The sequence below is a fragment of the Vreelandella alkaliphila genome (genome assembly GCF_016107625.1).
Lineage (GTDB): Bacteria > Pseudomonadota > Gammaproteobacteria > Pseudomonadales > Halomonadaceae > Vreelandella > Vreelandella alkaliphila.
This window is the reverse complement of sequence record NZ_JABASV010000002.1, coordinates 342,042-360,406: the sequence shown is the minus strand read 5'-3', so window position 1 is coordinate 360,406 and position 18,365 is coordinate 342,042. Positions and strand designations below refer to the sequence as shown.

General features: G+C 50.9%; 16 protein-coding genes. 4 read left to right on the top strand and 12 right to left on the bottom strand.

Going from position 1 to position 18,365, the window contains the following annotated elements; genetic code table 11:
* Positions 1-73: 73 nt before the first annotated feature.
* The 4 genes from nfsA to JFC11_RS04845 all read right to left on the bottom strand — a co-directional run bounded on the left by nfsA (position 74) and on the right by JFC11_RS04845 (position 4,509).
* A complete protein-coding gene (gene nfsA / locus JFC11_RS04860; protein ID WP_198348852.1) occupies positions 74-805 on the bottom strand; it encodes an oxygen-insensitive NADPH nitroreductase in 732 nt (243 codons plus the stop codon).
* A 119-nt stretch (positions 806-924) separates the two neighbouring features.
* A complete protein-coding gene (locus JFC11_RS04855) occupies positions 925-2,148 on the bottom strand; it encodes a CaiB/BaiF CoA transferase family protein (RefSeq protein WP_198348851.1) in 1,224 nt (407 codons plus the stop codon).
* Positions 2,149-2,188: 40 nt separating this feature from the next.
* A complete protein-coding gene (locus JFC11_RS04850) occupies positions 2,189-3,718 on the bottom strand; it encodes a 3-hydroxyacyl-CoA dehydrogenase (RefSeq protein ID WP_198348850.1) in 1,530 nt (509 codons plus the stop codon).
* Complete coding sequence (locus tag JFC11_RS04845; RefSeq protein ID WP_198348849.1) at positions 3,718-4,509, bottom strand: enoyl-CoA hydratase; 792 nt, start codon at positions 4,507-4,509, stop codon at positions 3,718-3,720. Before JFC11_RS04845 ends, JFC11_RS04850 begins: the two co-directional genes overlap by 1 nt.
* A gap of 279 nt (positions 4,510-4,788) precedes the next feature.
* On the opposite strand from JFC11_RS04845, the gene JFC11_RS04840 reads away from it, so the two are divergent.
* The 3 genes from JFC11_RS04840 (at position 4,789) to JFC11_RS04830 (ending at position 7,625) form a co-directional block, all read left to right on the top strand.
* Positions 4,789-5,610: an IclR family transcriptional regulator gene (locus JFC11_RS04840; protein ID WP_198348848.1), complete on the top strand. Its 822-nt coding sequence runs from the start codon at positions 4,789-4,791 to the stop codon at positions 5,608-5,610.
* 46 nt (positions 5,611-5,656) lie between these two features.
* Entirely contained in the window at positions 5,657-6,808 is a 1,152-nt protein-coding gene (locus tag JFC11_RS04835) for an acyl-CoA dehydrogenase family protein (RefSeq protein WP_198348847.1), read from the top strand.
* Positions 6,809-6,911: 103 nt separating this feature from the next.
* Positions 6,912-7,625 carry an SDR family NAD(P)-dependent oxidoreductase gene (locus JFC11_RS04830; RefSeq protein WP_198348846.1) on the top strand — a complete coding sequence of 238 codons (714 nt, stop codon included), beginning with the start codon at positions 6,912-6,914 and terminating at the stop codon, positions 7,623-7,625.
* A gap of 9 nt (positions 7,626-7,634) precedes the next feature.
* Here the strand turns inward: JFC11_RS04830 and JFC11_RS04825 are convergent, their stop codons facing one another.
* The 6 genes from JFC11_RS04825 to JFC11_RS04800 form a co-directional block, all read right to left on the bottom strand.
* Positions 7,635-9,041 carry a hypothetical protein gene (locus tag JFC11_RS04825; protein ID WP_232482772.1) on the bottom strand — a complete coding sequence of 469 codons (1,407 nt, stop codon included), beginning with the start codon at positions 9,039-9,041 and terminating at the stop codon, positions 7,635-7,637.
* Between the two features lie 124 nt (positions 9,042-9,165).
* Positions 9,166-10,674 carry a tripartite tricarboxylate transporter permease gene (locus JFC11_RS04820; RefSeq protein WP_198348845.1) on the bottom strand — a complete coding sequence of 503 codons (1,509 nt, stop codon included), beginning with the start codon at positions 10,672-10,674 and terminating at the stop codon, positions 9,166-9,168.
* A gap of 31 nt (positions 10,675-10,705) precedes the next feature.
* Positions 10,706-11,206, bottom strand: coding sequence for a tripartite tricarboxylate transporter TctB family protein (locus JFC11_RS04815; protein WP_198348844.1), 501 nt, complete (start codon positions 11,204-11,206; stop codon positions 10,706-10,708).
* 104 nt (positions 11,207-11,310) lie between these two features.
* A complete protein-coding gene (locus JFC11_RS04810) occupies positions 11,311-12,300 on the bottom strand; it encodes a Bug family tripartite tricarboxylate transporter substrate binding protein (protein WP_198348843.1) in 990 nt (329 codons plus the stop codon).
* 495 nt (positions 12,301-12,795) lie between these two features.
* Positions 12,796-13,080 (bottom strand): cupin domain-containing protein, encoded by a 285-nt coding sequence (locus JFC11_RS04805; RefSeq protein WP_038479197.1) that lies wholly within the window; start codon positions 13,078-13,080, stop codon positions 12,796-12,798.
* A gap of 57 nt (positions 13,081-13,137) precedes the next feature.
* On the bottom strand, positions 13,138-14,061 hold the full coding sequence (locus JFC11_RS04800) for an AraC family transcriptional regulator (protein ID WP_198348842.1): 924 nt from the start codon (positions 14,059-14,061) through the stop codon (positions 13,138-13,140).
* A 15-nt stretch (positions 14,062-14,076) separates the two neighbouring features.
* Here JFC11_RS04800 and JFC11_RS04795 point away from each other — a divergent pair, with 15 nt between their 5' ends.
* Entirely contained in the window at positions 14,077-14,226 is a 150-nt protein-coding gene (locus JFC11_RS04795) for a hypothetical protein (RefSeq protein WP_198348841.1), read from the top strand.
* On the opposite strand, the gene JFC11_RS04790 is transcribed toward JFC11_RS04795, so the two are convergent.
* Positions 14,214-16,187 (bottom strand): hydantoinase B/oxoprolinase family protein, encoded by a 1,974-nt coding sequence (locus tag JFC11_RS04790; RefSeq protein ID WP_198348840.1) that lies wholly within the window; start codon positions 16,185-16,187, stop codon positions 14,214-14,216. The two genes, JFC11_RS04795 and JFC11_RS04790, sit on opposite strands and share 13 nt — an antisense overlap.
* On the bottom strand, positions 16,184-18,229 hold the full coding sequence (locus tag JFC11_RS04785) for a hydantoinase/oxoprolinase family protein (protein WP_198348839.1): 2,046 nt from the start codon (positions 18,227-18,229) through the stop codon (positions 16,184-16,186). Before JFC11_RS04785 ends, JFC11_RS04790 begins: the two co-directional genes overlap by 4 nt.
* Positions 18,230-18,365: the final 136 nt, after the last annotated feature.

Below are 18,365 nucleotides of genomic sequence, written 5' to 3'. Positions count from 1 at the left end.
ATAAGCTTGTATCAACCAGCCAGCCACACAAAAGAGTGGCGATAGACTGTCTATTAGATCTGAAAACTATTCCTCACTTCATTTCAAAGCCTTTATCAATAAGAAATTCTTGCATATGCGAACGCAGCTTTTGATTAAAAAGTGGGGCTAAACTCTGAGACCAGTCTGAAACTTTATTTCCCCCTTTGCGGGTCTGGTAATAGTGGTGCATGGTGAGATTAAAAGCATTCACATGCTCTGAATCATCACTGTATCTGTTCTTTTTGACGATAGCTTCAACGGGTAACCGCGGCTTAATATCCGGATCTTGTGCAGGATAACCAATACACATACCAAATACAGGATATACATGGTGTGGCAAACTTAGCAGTTCGCTCACGGCTTGTGGATTATTGCGTATACCTCCTATGTAGCAAATTCCTAGCCCTTCTGACTCCGCCGCAATCGCGATGTTTTGTGCTACCAGTGAAACGTCTACCGTAGCAACCAAAAGCTGCTCGGTCATACCACTCACGACGTTTTCCCCTGTGCTTCTCGCCGCTTCAAGTGGACGCTTCATATCGGCGCAAAAGACTAGGAAATCACTGCTGCTCGCTACGTATTTTTGTCCACCTGTCAGCTCGACTAACTGGTCGCGTAAATGCTTATCGGTGACATGTATTATGCTATATGCCTGTATATGGCTGGAGGTTGCTGCTGCTTGCCCTGTACGAATCAGTTCTATCAATAACTCCGGCGAAACTTTCCGCTCTTCAAACTTTCTAATTGAGCGATGAGATTTCAATAACTTAATCGTGTCGTTCATTATGCACGCCCATCTAATAATATTTAATTGGTGTTTAACATTACAGCTTACCCTTGAGCCCTGGTAGAACCTCGCAAAGATCACCCACCAAGCCGTCGTCGGCGACTTGGAGGCATGGGTTACCCCAGTACGCCGTCATTTTTCAACTGCGATAACTGCTCTGGCGAAAGACCAAGATACTCGGCGAGTACATCGTTAGTATCTTGTCCCAGCAGTGGTGCTGGTCTTCTGTACTCTACGGGCGTGTCGGAAAGATGAATTGGGCTACCCACCATCTTGAAGTCAGGATTCAGAGAATGGGGGATATTAACCAGCATGCCACGGGCATCCACCTGGGGCTCTGCTAGTGCGTCGGCAATATCGTTAATTAGCCCGACCGGTACCCTAACGTTGCTGATTTTTTTTACCCACGCTTCAGCTGTATCGCGTTTAAAATGCTCTGAGAGAATCTGGGTGATCGCATCTCTATTTCTGACCCGATTTTCATTCTTTGAAAACCGAGGATCAGCAGAAAGCTCTGGCAACCCAATAGCGCTGGCTAGCGCGGCAAACTGAGAATCGTTGCCGCAAGCAATAATGAAGTCCTTATCACTGGCACAAAAGGAGTTGTAAGGCACAATGTTGGCATGCGCATTACCATAGCGCCCAGGTGAAACGCCTGTGCTTAGATAGTTCTGGCTCTGGTTGCCTAATGCCGCCACCTGCACATCCAGGAGCGCCATGTCGCAATGCTGGCCGCGACCAGATTTTTCACGTGCCAGTAGCGCAGCCTGAATGGCAATAACCGAGTAAAGCCCTGTCATCACATCGGTGACAGCCACCCCTACTTTTTGCGCGCCGCCCCCCTGAACGCCATCACGCTCCCCGGTAATGCTCATTAGCCCACCCATTCCCTGGATAATGAAATCATAGCCAGGTTCCTGCGCGCGAGGCCCTGTCTGGCCAAACCCCGTAATGGAGCAGTAGATTAATCTCGGATTGAGATTGGAGAGTGATTCATAATCCAACCCATACTTCTTTAGGGAGCCCGCTTTGAAGTTCTCGACCAGCACGTCGCTCTCAGCCGCCAATGCACGAACAACTTCCTGCCCTTTTTCGGTGGTAATATCGACAGCCACCGAGCGCTTATTGCGATTGGAGGATTGGTAATACGAGGTTTCCGGAGTCTCGTTACCCTGAGCATCTTTCATGTATGGAGGGCCCCAAGCACGCGTGTCATCGCCTCGCCCTACGCGCTCTACCTTGACGACATCCGCGCCAAGATCGGCCAATACTTGGCTACACCAGGGGCCAGCCAGTACTCGGCTTAGGTCAAGCACACGAATTCCCGTCAGTGCTCCCATGACACCCACCTCGTTTCAACTAACATAATCAACCTCAACATCACCGAACATTCGGTGCTTCATGTAACAGTGATACGCCAAGCGTTGCGCGACGCCGCAGCCACGGGCTTGGCCTATAGCGAGGATCTCCCGTTAAGGCATTGATGCGCTCAAGAATGGCAAGCAACCTCTGCGGGCCTAACGCATCTCCCCATGCCAACGGTCCATAGGGATAATTAAGTCCCAATCTAACGGCATTATCGATATCGGTAGGCGTGGCAATCCCACGCTGAGCAATATCACAGGCTAGATTAACCACTGCGGCCAGCACACGTTGAGAGACAAACCCCACGCTGTCACGAATCACGGTCACTCCGGTTCCATCAGAGGCCAATAATGCGTGAGCAGCGTCGCACATCTGCTGTCGCGTGACGGGTGTCATCATCAGTGTGCGATGCCGCTCCAGCCCCATAAATGTGTCAAGGCAGAGTGTGCGTTCAGGGTCGACACCGAAATACGCACTCGCACTCACCGCATCATCACCAAAGGGCAGTAGTAAACAGAGCGCTTCTTCCGATGGTGAATCTGTCCTTTCTACTCGCCCGCCAAGCGACACCAGCAGTGACACGACCTGCTCACATAGGTCGATATCCTCACATCCCACCCAGAACGGCGGAAAATCACTGATCGTGGGCACAGGCTGTGGCGCCAGCGCGGCGATTTTTTGTCCTCCTTCATAGCGATAAAAGCCCACCCCCGTCTTGCGGCCCAGGCGATTCCCTTTCAACATTTGCCGGGATATATAAGAAGGCCTATAACGCGGGTCGTGATAGAACTGCGTGAAAATCGACTCCATCGCAGGGTGCGAAACATCGAGGCCAGTCAAATCAAAAAGTTCGAGTGGCCCCATTCGGAAACCAGCCTCCTCGCGAAGAATCCGGTCGATATCGTCAGGCGGCGCCACCTGCTCTTCTAAAATCTTCAGGCCTTCCGTGCTGTAGGCACGTCCAGCATGATTGACAATAAAGCCTGGGGAGTCCTGAGCACGCACACCAGCATGTCCAAGTTGGCTTGCCAACTCCAGCAGTGTATTAACGACAGCTTCATCGGTATTGACTCCCCCGATCACCTCAATGACCTTCATCAGTGGAACAGGATTGAAGAAGTGAAAACCGGCCATTCGACCAGGATAAGTTAGCTCCGCAGCAATAGCGGTGACCGAGAGTGAAGAGGTATTGGTAGCGAGGATACAATCTCGCGAAACGATCGCTTCGAGGTCGCCAAATAAGCTCTGCTTGATTCCCAGATCCTCGACGATTGCCTCAATAACCACATCGCAATCCGCAAAAGACTTCATCGATTCGGCGATGGTAAGAAGAGACAAAGCGGCTCCAGCAGACTCCCGCGATACTTTGCCCTTGCTAACCAATTTATCGAACGTTCCTTGCAAACCATCACGTGCAGCACGGGCTGCCCCATCGCGGCTATCAAACAGCACGACCTCCAGCCCTGCCTGCGCAGCGATCTGGGCTATTCCAGCCCCCATCACTCCTGTGCCGACAATCCCCAGCCGGTTCACTTTTCTCGCCATTAGGGTTCTCCTCGGTAGCTCGGTTTGCGCTTCTCGATAAAGGCAGCAGCCCCCTCTTTCTGATCCACAGTGTCAAAAAGCAGCTGAAAAGCTTTACGTTCGAGAACCAAAGCGCTCTCTAAGGGCAGATCAGCCCCCATGAGCACCGTTTCTTTGATGTGCTCTAGCGCTAGAGCAGGCAAATTCGCGATTTCTTGTGCCAGTACTGTGGCGCGTTCCAGTGTCCGATCATCACTCACCACTTCGCTAACCAGTCCCATGGCCAACGCCTCTGCCGCTGATACCATGCAGCCGGTCATCAGCATGCGCATGGCCTGAAATTTCCCTACTGCTCGTACTAGCCGTTGCGTCCCACCCGCACCAGGCATTAGACCCAGCTTTACCTCTGGCTGCCCAAACCGTGCCGACTCCCCCGCGATGATGATGTCGCAGTGCATGGCAAGCTCACAGCCACCTCCCAGAGCAAACCCATTAACTGCGGCGATCACTGGCTTAGGACAGCGTGCCACCGGCTCCCAGAAACGCTCATTGTGGCGTAGATGCATTTCAGTCGGAGAAGCCTCAGCAAACTCCTTTACATCAGCACCTGCAACAAACACCTGCTCGCCCCCGGTCAGTACAATGACTCTCACCTCATCCTGCCGGGTTAGAGACGAAAAAAGCTCGGCTAACTGGCACCTCACCGTTCCATTGAGAGCATTCTTGGCATGCGGCCGATCAATACGAACCACCGCCACCCCATCATCAAGCGAGGCAAGATAGACCTCGGAAGAGCGCTGTTTGTTTATCATTCAAAATTTCGCCACCAATAATGTCCGCATTACGGACAAATGTTTTTATAAGAGATAAAACTTACACAGCTTTTGGAATAACTGTCAATCTATCGAAAAACAACCATAATAAAAATACATATTTATCAAATACTTATAATAAATACACAATTTCTAAAACGCTCTATATTGCAACATTAAAATGTCCGCCATACGGACATTAAGACTGCATGATTGACATTTATCGACAACAAGCTGCAAAATCAATCTGTCCAAAAACCTCTAACGAGGCAGAAATCGGTGAAGACAACAGACAATCAGGGCGATTTTCAGATCGTAATAGACCCGATGAATGCGGCGGGCGAGCAGGAGAAAGACCGGCAGTTCGTAACTGCGTTGGCGAGAGGGCTTGAACTACTACGCTGCTTCACTCCAAGCGAGAGTGCCCTAAGCAACCTCGATCTGGCTAGGAAGTCGGGGCTGCCACGCCCCACCGTTAGCCGGCTCACGCATACTCTCGCCCGGCTGGGCTATCTTCGCCCTATATCACGAGGGAAGTATCAATTGGATGTGGGCGTTATGGCCTTTGGCTATTCCATGCTATCCAACCTGCCAATTCGCGCGATTGCCCAACCTTTGATGGTAAATCTCGCCGACGAAGTCGGTGCGACAGTGGCCATGTCTGCCCGAGATCGCCTAGACATGGTTTATCTAGATGTGGTTCAGAGTTCTCTACGTTCCACCATCCGTCGCCAAACCGGTACGCGTCTTCCCCTTCATCAAAGCTCGGCGGGACGCGCCTATTTGGCTGCTCTACCTCCACAAGAGGGAGACGCACTAATGGACCACCTGCGGGAGTCTTATCCCGGCGACTGGCCTGTTATTCGCAAAGCATTAGAACGTGCTTTTCGTGACTACGCCGATTACGGCTACTGTTTGTCGATTGGAGAATGGCAACGAAAAGTGAATGCCGTTGCGGTGCCGCTCCATCACCCGCAGTTGGGAATTCTATCGTTCAACTGTGGTGGTCCTGAGTTCCAGATATCACGGGAAAAGCTGGAAGAGTCTATCGGGCCCCAATTAGTCCAGTTGGTCAACGATATAAAGACCCAGATCTCGTAAAACCCACTACTCCAACGATCTACTTACCTTACATTAAGAGGCACACATGATTCGTGACCAGGAAACCATGCAGCTCCTGCTCGACTCCATACGTAGCTTTGTTAAAGAAGCGTTAATTCCACGTGAGGAAGAAATAGCTGAAAGCGATGAAATCCCCGATGACATTGCCTCACAGATGCGTGATATGGGTCTCTTTGGGCTCACTATTCCCGAAGAATATGGTGGTCTTGGTGTGACCATGGAGGAAGAAGTCAATATTGCTTTCGAGCTGGGCAGGACATCTCCCGCCTTCCGCTCCTTCATCGGTACTAACAACGGCATCGGTTCAATCGGCATCCTGCTAGACGGCACCAACGAGCAGAAAGCTAACTACTTGCCCCGATTGGCCAGCGGCGAGATTCTGAGTGCATTCTGCCTAACGGAGCCCGACTCTGGTTCTGACGCCGCCTCGCTGCGCACTACCGCTATAAAAGATGGCGACGACTACTTGATTAACGGTACCAAACGCTACATCACCAACGCCCCGCATGCCGGTATTTTTACTGTAATGGCACGCACTAACCTGGAGGTCAAAGGCGCCAAGAGCATTAGCGCCTTTATCGTTGAAGCCGACACCCCCGGCATTACCATTGGTAAACGCGATAAGAAGATGGGCCAAAAAGGCGCTCACACCGCTGATGTAATCTTCGATAATGTACGCGTACCGGTCAGCGCACTGATTGGCGAACAAGAAGGCGTCGGATTTAAGACCGCCATGAAAGTTTTGGATAAGGGACGCCTGCATATTGCCGCCATTGCCGTAGGGGCCGCTGAGCGTGTTCTAGATGACTCTCTACGCTTTGCAATGGAACGCCAACAATTTGGCAAGCCTATTGCCGAATTCCAGCTTATCCAGGGCATGCTGGCCGACTCCAAGGCCGAGATTTATGCCGCTCGCTGCATGGTTCTAGATGCCGCACGCAAGCGTGATGAGGGCCAGAACGTTAGCACCGAGGCCTCCTGCGCAAAGATGTTCGCTACCGAAATGTGCAGCAGGGTCGCCGACCGCGGTGTGCAAATTCATGGCGGCGCTGGCTATATAAGCGAATACGCCGTTGAGCGGTTCTATCGCGATGTACGCCTATTCAGGCTCTATGAAGGCACCACCCAAATCCAACAGGTAATCATCTCGCGCAACATGATTCGCGACGCTCAATAGCGGGTGTTTGCTGATGACCGTAGGCCTCCCCGTTGCCGCCGGGTCATTCATCCCCCTCGTCCGCTATTCCGCCCTACGCGCCTTTAACTAGAAGGATGTAACCATGCCACAACCCTTTGCTATCGTCACCGGCGGTGCCCGCAACATCGGCCAAGCCATTGCGTTGCGCTTGCAACAAGATGGCTATCGCACCATTGTCCTCGACATTGAGGCGCCAGAGGCAGAATCATTAAAGGCCGATGCACACCTAGTCGACCTGAGTAATATTGATGCGACCCGCCAAGTGCTCGAAAAAATTGCTGACGCCCACCCGGTGACGTGTCTTGTCAATAATGTTGGCATAGTGCGTCCTGCGCTTCTCGACGACACCCGTATTGAGGACTTCGATTCTTTGATGCATCTCAACGTGCGCTCCGCGTTGGTATGTACTCAGTCTCTTCTTCCCTATATGCGGCAGCATGGCCAGGGACGCATTGTTATGAACGCCAGTCGCGTGGTGCTCGGCAAGGAGGCCCGCACTCTTTATAGCGCGACGAAAGGAGCATTACAGTCGATGGCCCGCACTTGGGCGCTAGAACTAGCTGCTGATGGCATTACGGTTAACTGTGTGGCACCAGGACCTATTGCCACGACAGCGTTCTGGGAGAACAACCCACCCGACTCAGAGCGTGCGCGCCGTATCATTGAGAACATCCCTGTCCAGCGTATGGGGCAACCCGACGATGTTGCTCAAGCAGTTAGTTTCTTCTGCGACCCACGCAGCAGTTTCATCACGGGACAAACATTATTCGTTTGCGGTGGTGTCACGGTAGGTTGAGGCAATAGCTCAGCTTGCTAATCGAAAAAGTACGGCGGCCATCATCAACGAGGCCGCCAGGAATGCTCCGTTCCAGCGCAGGCCAATTTGACCCGCCGTTATACCTGTGAATCGCGACATAATCATCATTGCCGCCGTGAATGGCGACGACACCATCGTCAATGACCACCCCACCAGCATCGCCGCCGCCAATAGCGGCAATGACACACCCTCTAGCCCGACCTGGGCGACCATGCTGGTCAAGAAGGTCACGCTGATAATTGGATTGACGCCTATCTGGGCAAGCACCACGATCAGTAATAGCGTTAGTGCTGGCAACCAGTTGCCAGCAGCGATAAGGAGTGATGCCATCCCATCGAGCTGGGCCGGATTAAGCAGCGCCACGCTGAGATATCCAAGATAAGCACCTGAGCCCAACGCGACAACCTCGTTACCAATACCACCCAGCACATCAGGCAGACGACGGGAGAGCAAAGCAGTGGCTGACCCCACGCCAGCATGCCCAATATCACGGCACTGCCAGGCCAACCATACCCATGCTCCCAGTGGTACACCGATCACAACAGCCTGAGGCAATCGCAGAGATAGCATGGTGGCAAGTGCAAAAACAAGCAGGACCAGAGCCAGCAGCAGCAGGCTAAAAGCTACTAGCGGCATCAATGAGGGCCTCTCACTCCCTGCTGCGCTGGCTCTCGGACGAGGACCAGCAATCTGATCACAAGCCCACCCCATCAGAAATAGCACGACTGCCGATGCCAGCACATAAGGAAAGAGCTCACCCCAGGTCAGCGGTTCCAGATTACCCAAAACCACCGCAACGCCGATACCTAACGGGGAAACCAGAGGTGCCAGGGTAAAGCCGCGTAAGGTTGCCAAGAGCATGCGTCGGCGACGCACCTCCTGCAGCCACACTCGTCCCTGGGCCGAGCCGAGAGTATTAGCCTTATCGATCATCGACATGAACAAGTTCAACACGCCAAAGTTGAGCACGATACCGAATAGGGTAGAACCCAACGAGAGCATCGGATAACGCCATGTGGGAGGCTGCAATAGTAGGCTCTGTCCACAGCGGCGAATGAGTCTCGACCGATAAGCCGGCAAGCGCAGCACCGCAAGTGCCGTCATGAACGCCGCCAGAAAGACAAAGCCATTAGCCGCCTCATAAAGCACTACCCAAGGAGAAGGAAGTCGCCACAGTGCAAAAAATGACACTGCAACACAGGCCAACGCTAGCATGCGAGCCATCGCGCTAAAACGGATCCAACCAAGCACTAGAAAGCCTGCCAAAAGTAGTTGAGCCAAGCTTGCGACCCACGTTGCGCCACTCAACAAATGCACCACGGTTAGCACTGCCACACCCGCTAGCAAACGGCTAGACCATACGTTTGTAACTGGCATCTTTATGCGGGAACTCATGGTTGGCTCCACCTCACTAGTAAAAAAAAGCCGGCACCCTACGGTGGCCGGCTCGATTTCCTTGCGCCTTAAGCCCACTTCGCGGGCTTAAGGCAAAACACCACTTAGCGTAAGGTCGACAGCATCACGCTCCCGCCCCAGGCTCACTCGCACTCTGTTTCGCTTTTTGCCGCGAGGTAATAAAACGATAAAGGGCCAGCAATATGGAGCCTAAGGTTAGAGCGATGAAGAACCAGGTGATCGGACCACGCACGAAAATCGACAGATCGTTGGAACCGATTAACAGCGAGCGACGCAGGTTATCCTCGAACATAGGCCCCAAAATAAAGCCTATTAGGAAGGGAGCAGCCGGGATACCGGTACGATTAAACACATAACCCAGAACCCCAAAAGCCAACATCAACCACACATCGAAAGTATCATTATTGACCGCATAAGCCCCATATACGCAGAACATCAACACAATCGGAAAAAGAATCGATTTGGGAATATCTGCGATCAGGGAGAAGTAACGGATTGCCGCATTCCCCACAAATAACAAGATCACGGAACTGAGCATGATACCGAGGAAAAGTGCATAGATGAGCGGCAGGTTTTCCTGAAACAGCAGTGGGCCAGGGGTCAGCCCATGGACCATGAAGGCTCCCAGGATAATGGCGGTGATCACATCGCCGGGAATTCCTAACGACAGCAGTGGGATCAGCGTGGCTCCAGCGACGCCGTTGTTTCCTGCTTCGGAAGCAGCGACACCTTCTACTTCTCCCTTTCCAAAGCGCTCTGGGTGAGGCGAACGACGCTTGGCATCACTGTACGAGATGAAAGCCGCTGCAGTTGCCCCAGTGCCTGGGATAGCGCCGATAATGACACCTATCAAACTACCTCGAACGATGCTTTTGAGGCTGCCCTTGAGCTCGCTGAAAGACACGCCAGCACCACTCGCCTTGGCACGTAGGTGAGGTATCACCTTTTTGCGATAAAATTCGATAATTTCAGGTATCGCAAACAGACCGATCAATAGCGGAATGAACGAGATACTGTCCATCAGATTGTAGTTGCCAAAGGTCAGGCGCTGCGAGCCAAACACTGAATCGAGCCCTACCAACGAGAGCAGGATGCCCAAAAGAGCCGCAATCAACCCTTTGATCATTGAACCACTGGCAAGCGAGATGATAATAGTCAAAGAAAAACAGATCAGCCAAAAGAATTCCGGCGCACCGAAGTTAAGTGCAATCTTGGCTAAATAAGCAGCAAAAAAGATCAATGCAATATTAGAAATGAAATCCGCAATCACCGACGCATAGAGCGCCATCTTGAGCGCCTTTTTTGCTTCTCCTTGCTGCGCCATCGGATAGCCATCTAGTAACGTACAGGCCGAAGCTGGCGAACCCGGCGTACGAATCAAAATAGCGGTGATTGAGCCGCCATACATACCACCTTTATAAATACCTACCAACAACAGTATGGCCGCGACCGGCTCCATAGAAAAAGTAAACGGTAGTGCCAAGGCCACCGCCATAGTGGCAGTAAGACCCGGGATAGAGCCAACAGTAACGCCAATCACCACCCCTACAGCTATTGCCACAAAGTTCTCTGTGGCCAGAAACAGCTGCAGTACTTCTGTAATGTTTTCCATAAATCACCAGATCTTAAAGGTGGCAGTGAGCTCAGAACGGCCACATCGGCAGCGGCACGTTCATAATCCCCGTAAACAGTAGCGTCACGCCCGCCGGGAAAACGATAGCTAGACCGTAAACCCACCAAGTACGCACCGGGTGGGCGATGAAAAGTATCAAAGTGGCGAGGATGCCACTGATTACCGCGCCTAACATTTCAAACAGGCCAGCGTAAACAATCAGAGATAGTGCCATCAGAGCAAAGCGCAATAATGGACCGCGTTCAAAGCGACGCCCGTTATCCTCCGCATCGTCAGCAATTAGCACACCTTGAATAATCATCAGTACCGAGAACACGAGCAGCAACCAGCCCACAATGTTTGGCAACCAACGCGGAGACATCATCGGATTCTGCATGATCGGGGGTTGACCAATGTAATTGGGAACCAGATAGAAAAGCAGCAGCAGGGAGAAGCCCAGCAGCATAACCCCGGCGACTACATCCCACGGATCCTTGATCAACGTGCCACCGGTAGAGTGAAACTTCGTCATCGGGGTACTCTCTCAACGTAAAGACGTAAAAAAGCTCTACAAGGAAACCAATTGAGGCGAGAGTCGTAACCCCCGCCTCACCATGCTATGTACTAGCCAATGACTTACTCTTGACGAATACCGGCTTCAGTTGCTACTTCGTCCCAGCGAGCAACTTCATCAGTGATGAAGGCTTTGAACTCATCACCAGCGATAGTGCCTTTTTCTGCACCCAGCTGTTCGACAAAGCTAGTGAACTCCTCACGCTCCATCACCTCTTGCAACGCTTTTTGCATGGCAGCTGTCGCTTCTTCGGGGAAAGAGTGATGGGCAATCAGGCCAAACCAAGCGGTAGTGACAAACTGGTCGAGGTTATACTCACCAATTTCCTTGAGGGTTGGCACGTCTGGTAGAAATTCAGAACGCTCAGCTGAAGTGACCGCCAGCGCTCTCAAATCGCCGGACTGAATATGCGAGAACACAGTCGGCATGTTCTCGAAAGAGACATCTACATCACCTCCCAGTAAGGCTGGTAAGGCTGCACCACTGCCAGCAAAAGGTACCGCAGTCATATTGGTTTCAGTCAGCGTCTTAAACAGCTCTCCAGACATGTGGATAGAACTACCCACACCACTGTGGCTAAAGGTCATATTCTGTTCTTTCGCTGCCTCAACAAACTCAAGCACGCTGTTGTAAGGACTGTCAGCAGGCACCACCATCACGTTAGGAATATCAATCATATTCTGAATGAATACGAAGTCCTCGACCGGATCGTAGGTGAGACCAGGATAAATAGCAGCGCCAATGGTATGCCCAGGTGACGCCATTAATATGGTGTGATCGATATCACGACCACCGCGAGCCAAACGGCCAGTAGCAACAGTAGAGCCAGCCCCTGGGCGGTTTTCTACCACCACATTGGTATCGAGCTCTTCCTGCAGCAAGTCGGCCACACGACGTGACAACACATCAGTAGTTCCACCAGGCGCATAGGGAACCACCAAGCGTACATCATCAGTGGGCCAATCCTGCGCCTGAGCAGTGGACACGGAGAGAGATAGTGCGACTGCACCACCGCAGGTGGCAGTGCAAAGAGCGTTTAGAATTTTTTTCATAGTGGACTCTTCATGGGTTAGAGTACTTATAATTTAAGTTCGCAAGACGAACAACTATTCGCGTTTTATACCCATAGGTTACTGCCATCGAACTCATGCCAGAAACCCCGACTTTAGTTTATACCACGCCACAAATGTGACTCGCTGCTCAAAAATGGCGAGGCTGATGGAATGGGGTCTATCTCATGGTGGGAGCTCAACAGGGCTTTTCAGGGCTTATCGATAGCAATAGTAACTGGCTTACGGACAACCATTCTGACGGCATAGCTCCTTAATGGTCATTCCGCTTTACGTCTCCCAAGAAACCCATGATCTTTTTTCGCAGAAACGCTTCTCCCTACGGCGTTTCAACCAGTGCGGGTCTGGGGCAACAAGTTCGCAATGCATTAACCCCGAAGGACACGGCTTTCCTTTCAAGAAGGGAAAAGCATGTTTGATAAGCCTAAAAGCTCAGGAAAACGCCTCAAGCCTTTAGCTTACTTGAGGCTGCCTGCGTTACTTCAGTTCAACTTCAACAAAAGAAAAAGCGTTCTCGCCAATATTGATGACATTATGTTCGGTGCCTTCTACACGGTTGTAGCATACACCTGCTTGTAGCATCACTTCACGGTTGCCTTCTGGCGTTTCGAGTAACATCTTGCCGTCATGAATTGGCACAATCACATAATCATGATCGTGACGATGCCAGCCGGTTTCTGCTTCAGGAGGGAAGTCCCAACGGGTGACGATTACTTGATCGTTATCTATTTGTCGCTGACTGCTTGCTTGGGGTCTGGTCATAACATTGCCTCGCACTGATTTAAGTTTATTTTTGGGGGGAAGAAGCTCTAGAAATACCTAAACTACCTGAAACCGCAGTTCACTGGCCGAGTAGCCATAATGCTGTTTGAAGGCTCGACAGAATTGGGACTGATCGGAGAACCCCCAGCGATAAGCGATCTCACCGATATTAATACCAGTGGGCGTCGCTTCCAGGTCTCGATGGGCTGCTTCAAGGCGCTGCACCTTTACCCATTCACGCACGGTATAGCCCGAACCGGAAAATAGTTTGTGCAGATAACGTAATGAAATGCCGCTGTAGTGAGCGATGCGAGCAGGTGTCAAGTCAGGGTCACCAAGGTTGGCAGAAATATAGCGCTCGATACGCATAAGATGTGCGGTTTTAAGGTGCGACTGATCACTATTAAGCACACGCTCATCCTGCTCTAAAACGAGTGTTAGCATATTTAACGCCTGCTCAAACAAGCGGTTCTGGTCATTGATACTACATTCATTGACCCTTTGAGAGCAGATCATCAAGAATTCTACAAAGGCACAGCCAATACCTTTTTCTGCTGAAAAACAGTGCTGCGAATATCGTTCTGGCCTGCGAATTCTGTGCTTCATCGATTGACTAGGCACTTTGAATACCCACATATCATTAGGTAATTCATAGCCAAAGCGGTAAGGGGCATCCCCCTGTTCAACAATAAAATGACCTGGGGGACAATTCAGGCTGCGGCCGTGTTGAGTAAAGAACACATGGGTACGCAGTGGAATTGTGACCAGAAAAGAAGCGTGGTCATCTTGTGCTATTTGCGATTGGCAGCGTGAGTACTCTGCTTGGTAAGAGCACAGTCTCGATAGTGAAAAATCACTGCCTTGCGCCTTCCATACTTTCAAAGATCCTTGAAAGCGCGCTTCCGGATTCCCGTAATTCAGGGTTAATGGGAAATAAGTCTGTGAAACCAACTTGGTCCAGCGTTCCTGCGAGCTAGACATTAACATGGAGCTAGAATGGTTTTTATCGATGCTGGCATTATTCATTTTATTCGCCTCATCATCGAGTCGTTAGAGCCCCACCAAAATTTGCGGCGGGGCTACGAGTCGTTGGCCTCAATGGCTTTTGTTAATGGCGATGAAAATACCCTGGATCATGCCCAATGATCCGATGAACGCCTGCGCAGTGACTCACGGTATTGCTGGGTTGATTTTTCAAGCAATTCGCCAGTTCCCCAATCAAGCACCACGCCATAACGACGAATCACATCCAGTACATCTAAATCACCATCACGGTATTGGCGAGCCACTTGTTCAGGCGGTGACTGCAACCATTGATGGCGCTCTTTACGTATCATATCCCGAACTTTAGATGTGCCTTCAGTATCTATCGCATAATCATCAATATCTGCATCGTTTACGGTAATCACCACCCCATAATCTAGCTCAGCCCGAGCCACTGAGACGTAGCCATCAATAACGTCTTCAAGCACCTCTTCCGGCAAACGCTTTAGCGGGTCCCCAAAGCCTCCTCCACCTGCGGAGGGTCGTGTAAACGTATCGCCTGAATGCACTGGCACATTGGAGAATGTTGCGCCCAGATATTTTTCATCTGGAGTGCCTTTATTAATCCACACGCCGTGTGGAACGGAAGGTAGGCCGCCATTAAGCCCCCAAGTTACCGAGCGACCACGGTCACAGCAATAGCTCATCACTGTCTTGTCGACCTTGGTAAGCACTCCTCCTTTCTGCACCCCACATCCACCACGAAAACGCCCTGGGCCACCTGAGTCCATGCTGATTTCATGACACATCGTCAACACTGGGTTAAGACGTTCCTGACCTTCTACAGGCTGCACAGCGAGACCTGTACCAAAAACAGGGGATGTTGCCGAAGACCCATCCTTCGTTTGGCGGCCTCCCCAGCCTCCCGCCATCCAGTCATACCACATAAAGTAGTTAGTTGACTCTGTTCGTCCATCATTACCGCCAATCAACAAATACTCTAAATTGAAGGCACAGGCCATGGCCCGTTCCGGCATGATACCGCTCCATAATTCGAAGACACCATTCATGATTTTTTCGTAGGGGCCCGAGCAGAAGCCAGTCACTGCATGCGGCCAGCCTGCATTAACCACACTGCCCTCTTCACCAATATTTGCTGTCACGGCTCGATAAAAGCCTGAGTTTAGCGGTACATCTGGAAAGAATGTCTTAGTACCAGCGTAAATGGCTGAGTGGGTTGTGCCATAACCAGAATTTAGAAAGGTGGAGACGGCTGGTGCCGAGCCTGATAGGTCATAGTGGATGCCATTACCATCTAGTTTCAGCTTAATACAAATAGGAACCATGCCTTCTCCCTGTGCAGGATCGACATCAATATAATCTACTGTTTCCCATTCGCCCTTAGGCATGTCTGCCAAGCTTTTCAATACGATACGTTCGACGTAGTCCTGTGTCTCCTGCATGGCTTCGATAACTGTTTCTTTGGAATATTTCTCAACTAGACGCAGGATTTCTCGTTCGCACACGGCAGTGGCCTCCGCTTGCGCATGCAAATCGCCTAGCGCCTGACTCGGAGCCCGCGTATTGGAAACCAGCAACTGAGCAACATCATGTAAGAAGGCTCCTTGACGCCAGACCCGTATCGGAGTAATCCGTAGCCCTTCACTAAAGTGAGTACTAGCATTGACATCAAAAGATCCAGGAACATTGCCTCCAATATCCGCCCAGTGCCCTTTATTTTGGGCGAAACCGATAATCTCATCAGCGACGAAAATCGGCCGGATGAAGCTAACATCATTAAGATGAGTACCTCCACGGTAGGGGTCATTAATGGCAAATACGTCACCTGGCTTAATATCATCGGCAAACTCTTCTAATACTGCTTTACATTGAAAATGGAGAGTGCCCACGTGCACGGCGATGTCACCACTGCCCTGCATAACGGTATTACCTTTGGCGTCACAAAGTGCAGAAGAAAAGTCGCGGGAATAGATCACAAACGAATAACAGGTACGCAAGATCTGTTCGCTCATGAGATCGACGCTTGTAGCAAATGCATTTTTCAGTACTTCAAACGTCACCGGATCTAGGGTGCCAGCGTTAATTTTGTTGTGCATGTTCATGCGCGCTCTCCTGTTGCGATGATCTGAATCCGGATGTTTTTCCACTCATCAATGAACGCCGTCGTGTTAGGGGGAACGACAGTTGTAGAATCCAACTGATCAATAATCGCTGGGCCTGCCAGTTCAAAACCGGGTGGAAGTGTTTCACGTTGATAAATGGGCGTGGCGTGCCACTGGCCATCAAAGAACACATCCCTCTGGGCATGCGACTCTACGGTTACACCGACAATCTTTTCAAAGGGCGTGAACGACGGCTTAGGAGTTTTACCAATGGCACGAAGATGCAACTGATAGATTTCGACCGGCTGTGTATCCTGGCGGAATGAGAACTGGCGTTCATGCTCCTGATGAAAGGTTTCCATCGCATCTTTTAGTGAGTGGGCGCTGTTATTCATCGGCACTTGCAGTGAACGCCATTGCCCCTGGTAGCGCATTGAAATCCCTCGCTGAAGCACGACATCTTCATCCGCAACGTTTTCATGGCGCAGGCGATCGGCTGCCTCCTTCTCCAGGCCACAGAACTGATGCTCAAGATCATTAGTATCAGCGCTATCAGCGGATGCGGTATACATCATCGACAGATCATGCTGGATATCCACTAGCAAGCAGCCCATGGCTGATGTAACCCCCGGATTGGGCGGTATGATCACTGCAGGGATACCAAGCTCTCTGGCAACTTCAGCGCCATGCAATGCACCTGCTCCTCCAAAAGCAATCAGGGCAAAATCACGCGGATCGAGACCACGGCGAATGGAAACTAAGCGAACAGCATCCGCCATGTTGGCATTCGCTACCTTTAGGATAGCTTGGGCAGCCTCGGCTGTTTCTAGCGATAGCGGTTGGCCGATTTTATCTTTGATCGCGTCAATAGCTTTATCTCGGTTAAGCTCTAGTGCTCCACCGGCCAAGCTAGTACCCAGGCGATTTAATGCTATGTTGGCATCAGTATTAGTAGGCTCCATGCCACCACGCTCGTAGCAAGCTGGACCTGGATCCGCGCCAGCTGATTGGGGCCCATTGCGTAAGGCACCAGCAATATCGATATGGGCTAGCGAGCCGCCGCCAGCACCAATGGTCAGCACCTCGATACTAGGAAATACAATTGGGTGGCCGTACTCCACACCCCACTGCTTGGTTACCCGCAGTTCACCATCATGGATTAGGGAAATATCTGTTGATGTCCCGCCCATATCCAGGCCGACTGCATTTTGGTAGCCGCACTGTTCGGCGATATGCTTAGCTGCAATGGCACCGGCCGCAATGCCAGATGCTGCCAGACGTACAGGAAAATGTTTGGCCATCGCTGGTGTCATCGATCCGCCACCAGAGTGTAAAAGCAGTAAATCATTGACGTAGCCACCAGCTGTCAACTCATCATCCAACTGCTTAACATAATCGGATACCAGCGGCCCTAATACCGTATTGGCTACTGCAGTATTAAAACGATCATGCTCAAAAATTTCGGGCAGTATCTCTGAGGACGTAGATACATTGGCGCCGGGAATCTCTTCTTCGAGAATCTGACGCATGCGCTGCTCATTATGTGCATTGGCATAAGAATTCATAAAACATACAGCGATCGTTGTGGTGCCTCGTCGCTTAAGTTTACGTGCCAGCTCTCTCGCCTCCTGCTCATTCAGCGGGGTGACAATTTCACCGGCATAATCAACGCGCTCAGTGACCTCAAAGCGATCACGCCGCCGAATATAGGGGCCGCTTACATCCGCATAAGCATCCCAGAGATTATCTTTAGTACCATCGCGGATTTCGATAACATCACGGAAGCCTTTGGTCGTCACCAAAGATGCCTTTGGGAAGCGTCGTGTAATCAACGCATTCGTAGCGACAGTCGTTCCATGAAAGAACAGGTCTACATCAGCCAGTTCGATTTCACCTCGCCTAACCCCATTGATCACTGCCTGCATGGGGTTATTTGGCGTAGAGGGTACTTTAGTGACACGAAATTCTTGAGTGGACGAGTTATAAATACACACGTCAGTGAAAGTTCCACCTGCGTCAACGGCAACTCTAATATCAGGCATATCGACTCCTTATAATTGTTTTACTCATTTTTTTCGCTTGAGATAAGAAGAAAATATATATTTATATTTTCACACCAACACAAACACACCAACACCATCTAAAATAAAGAACTCTTATTAATAACCAGTAAAAAAC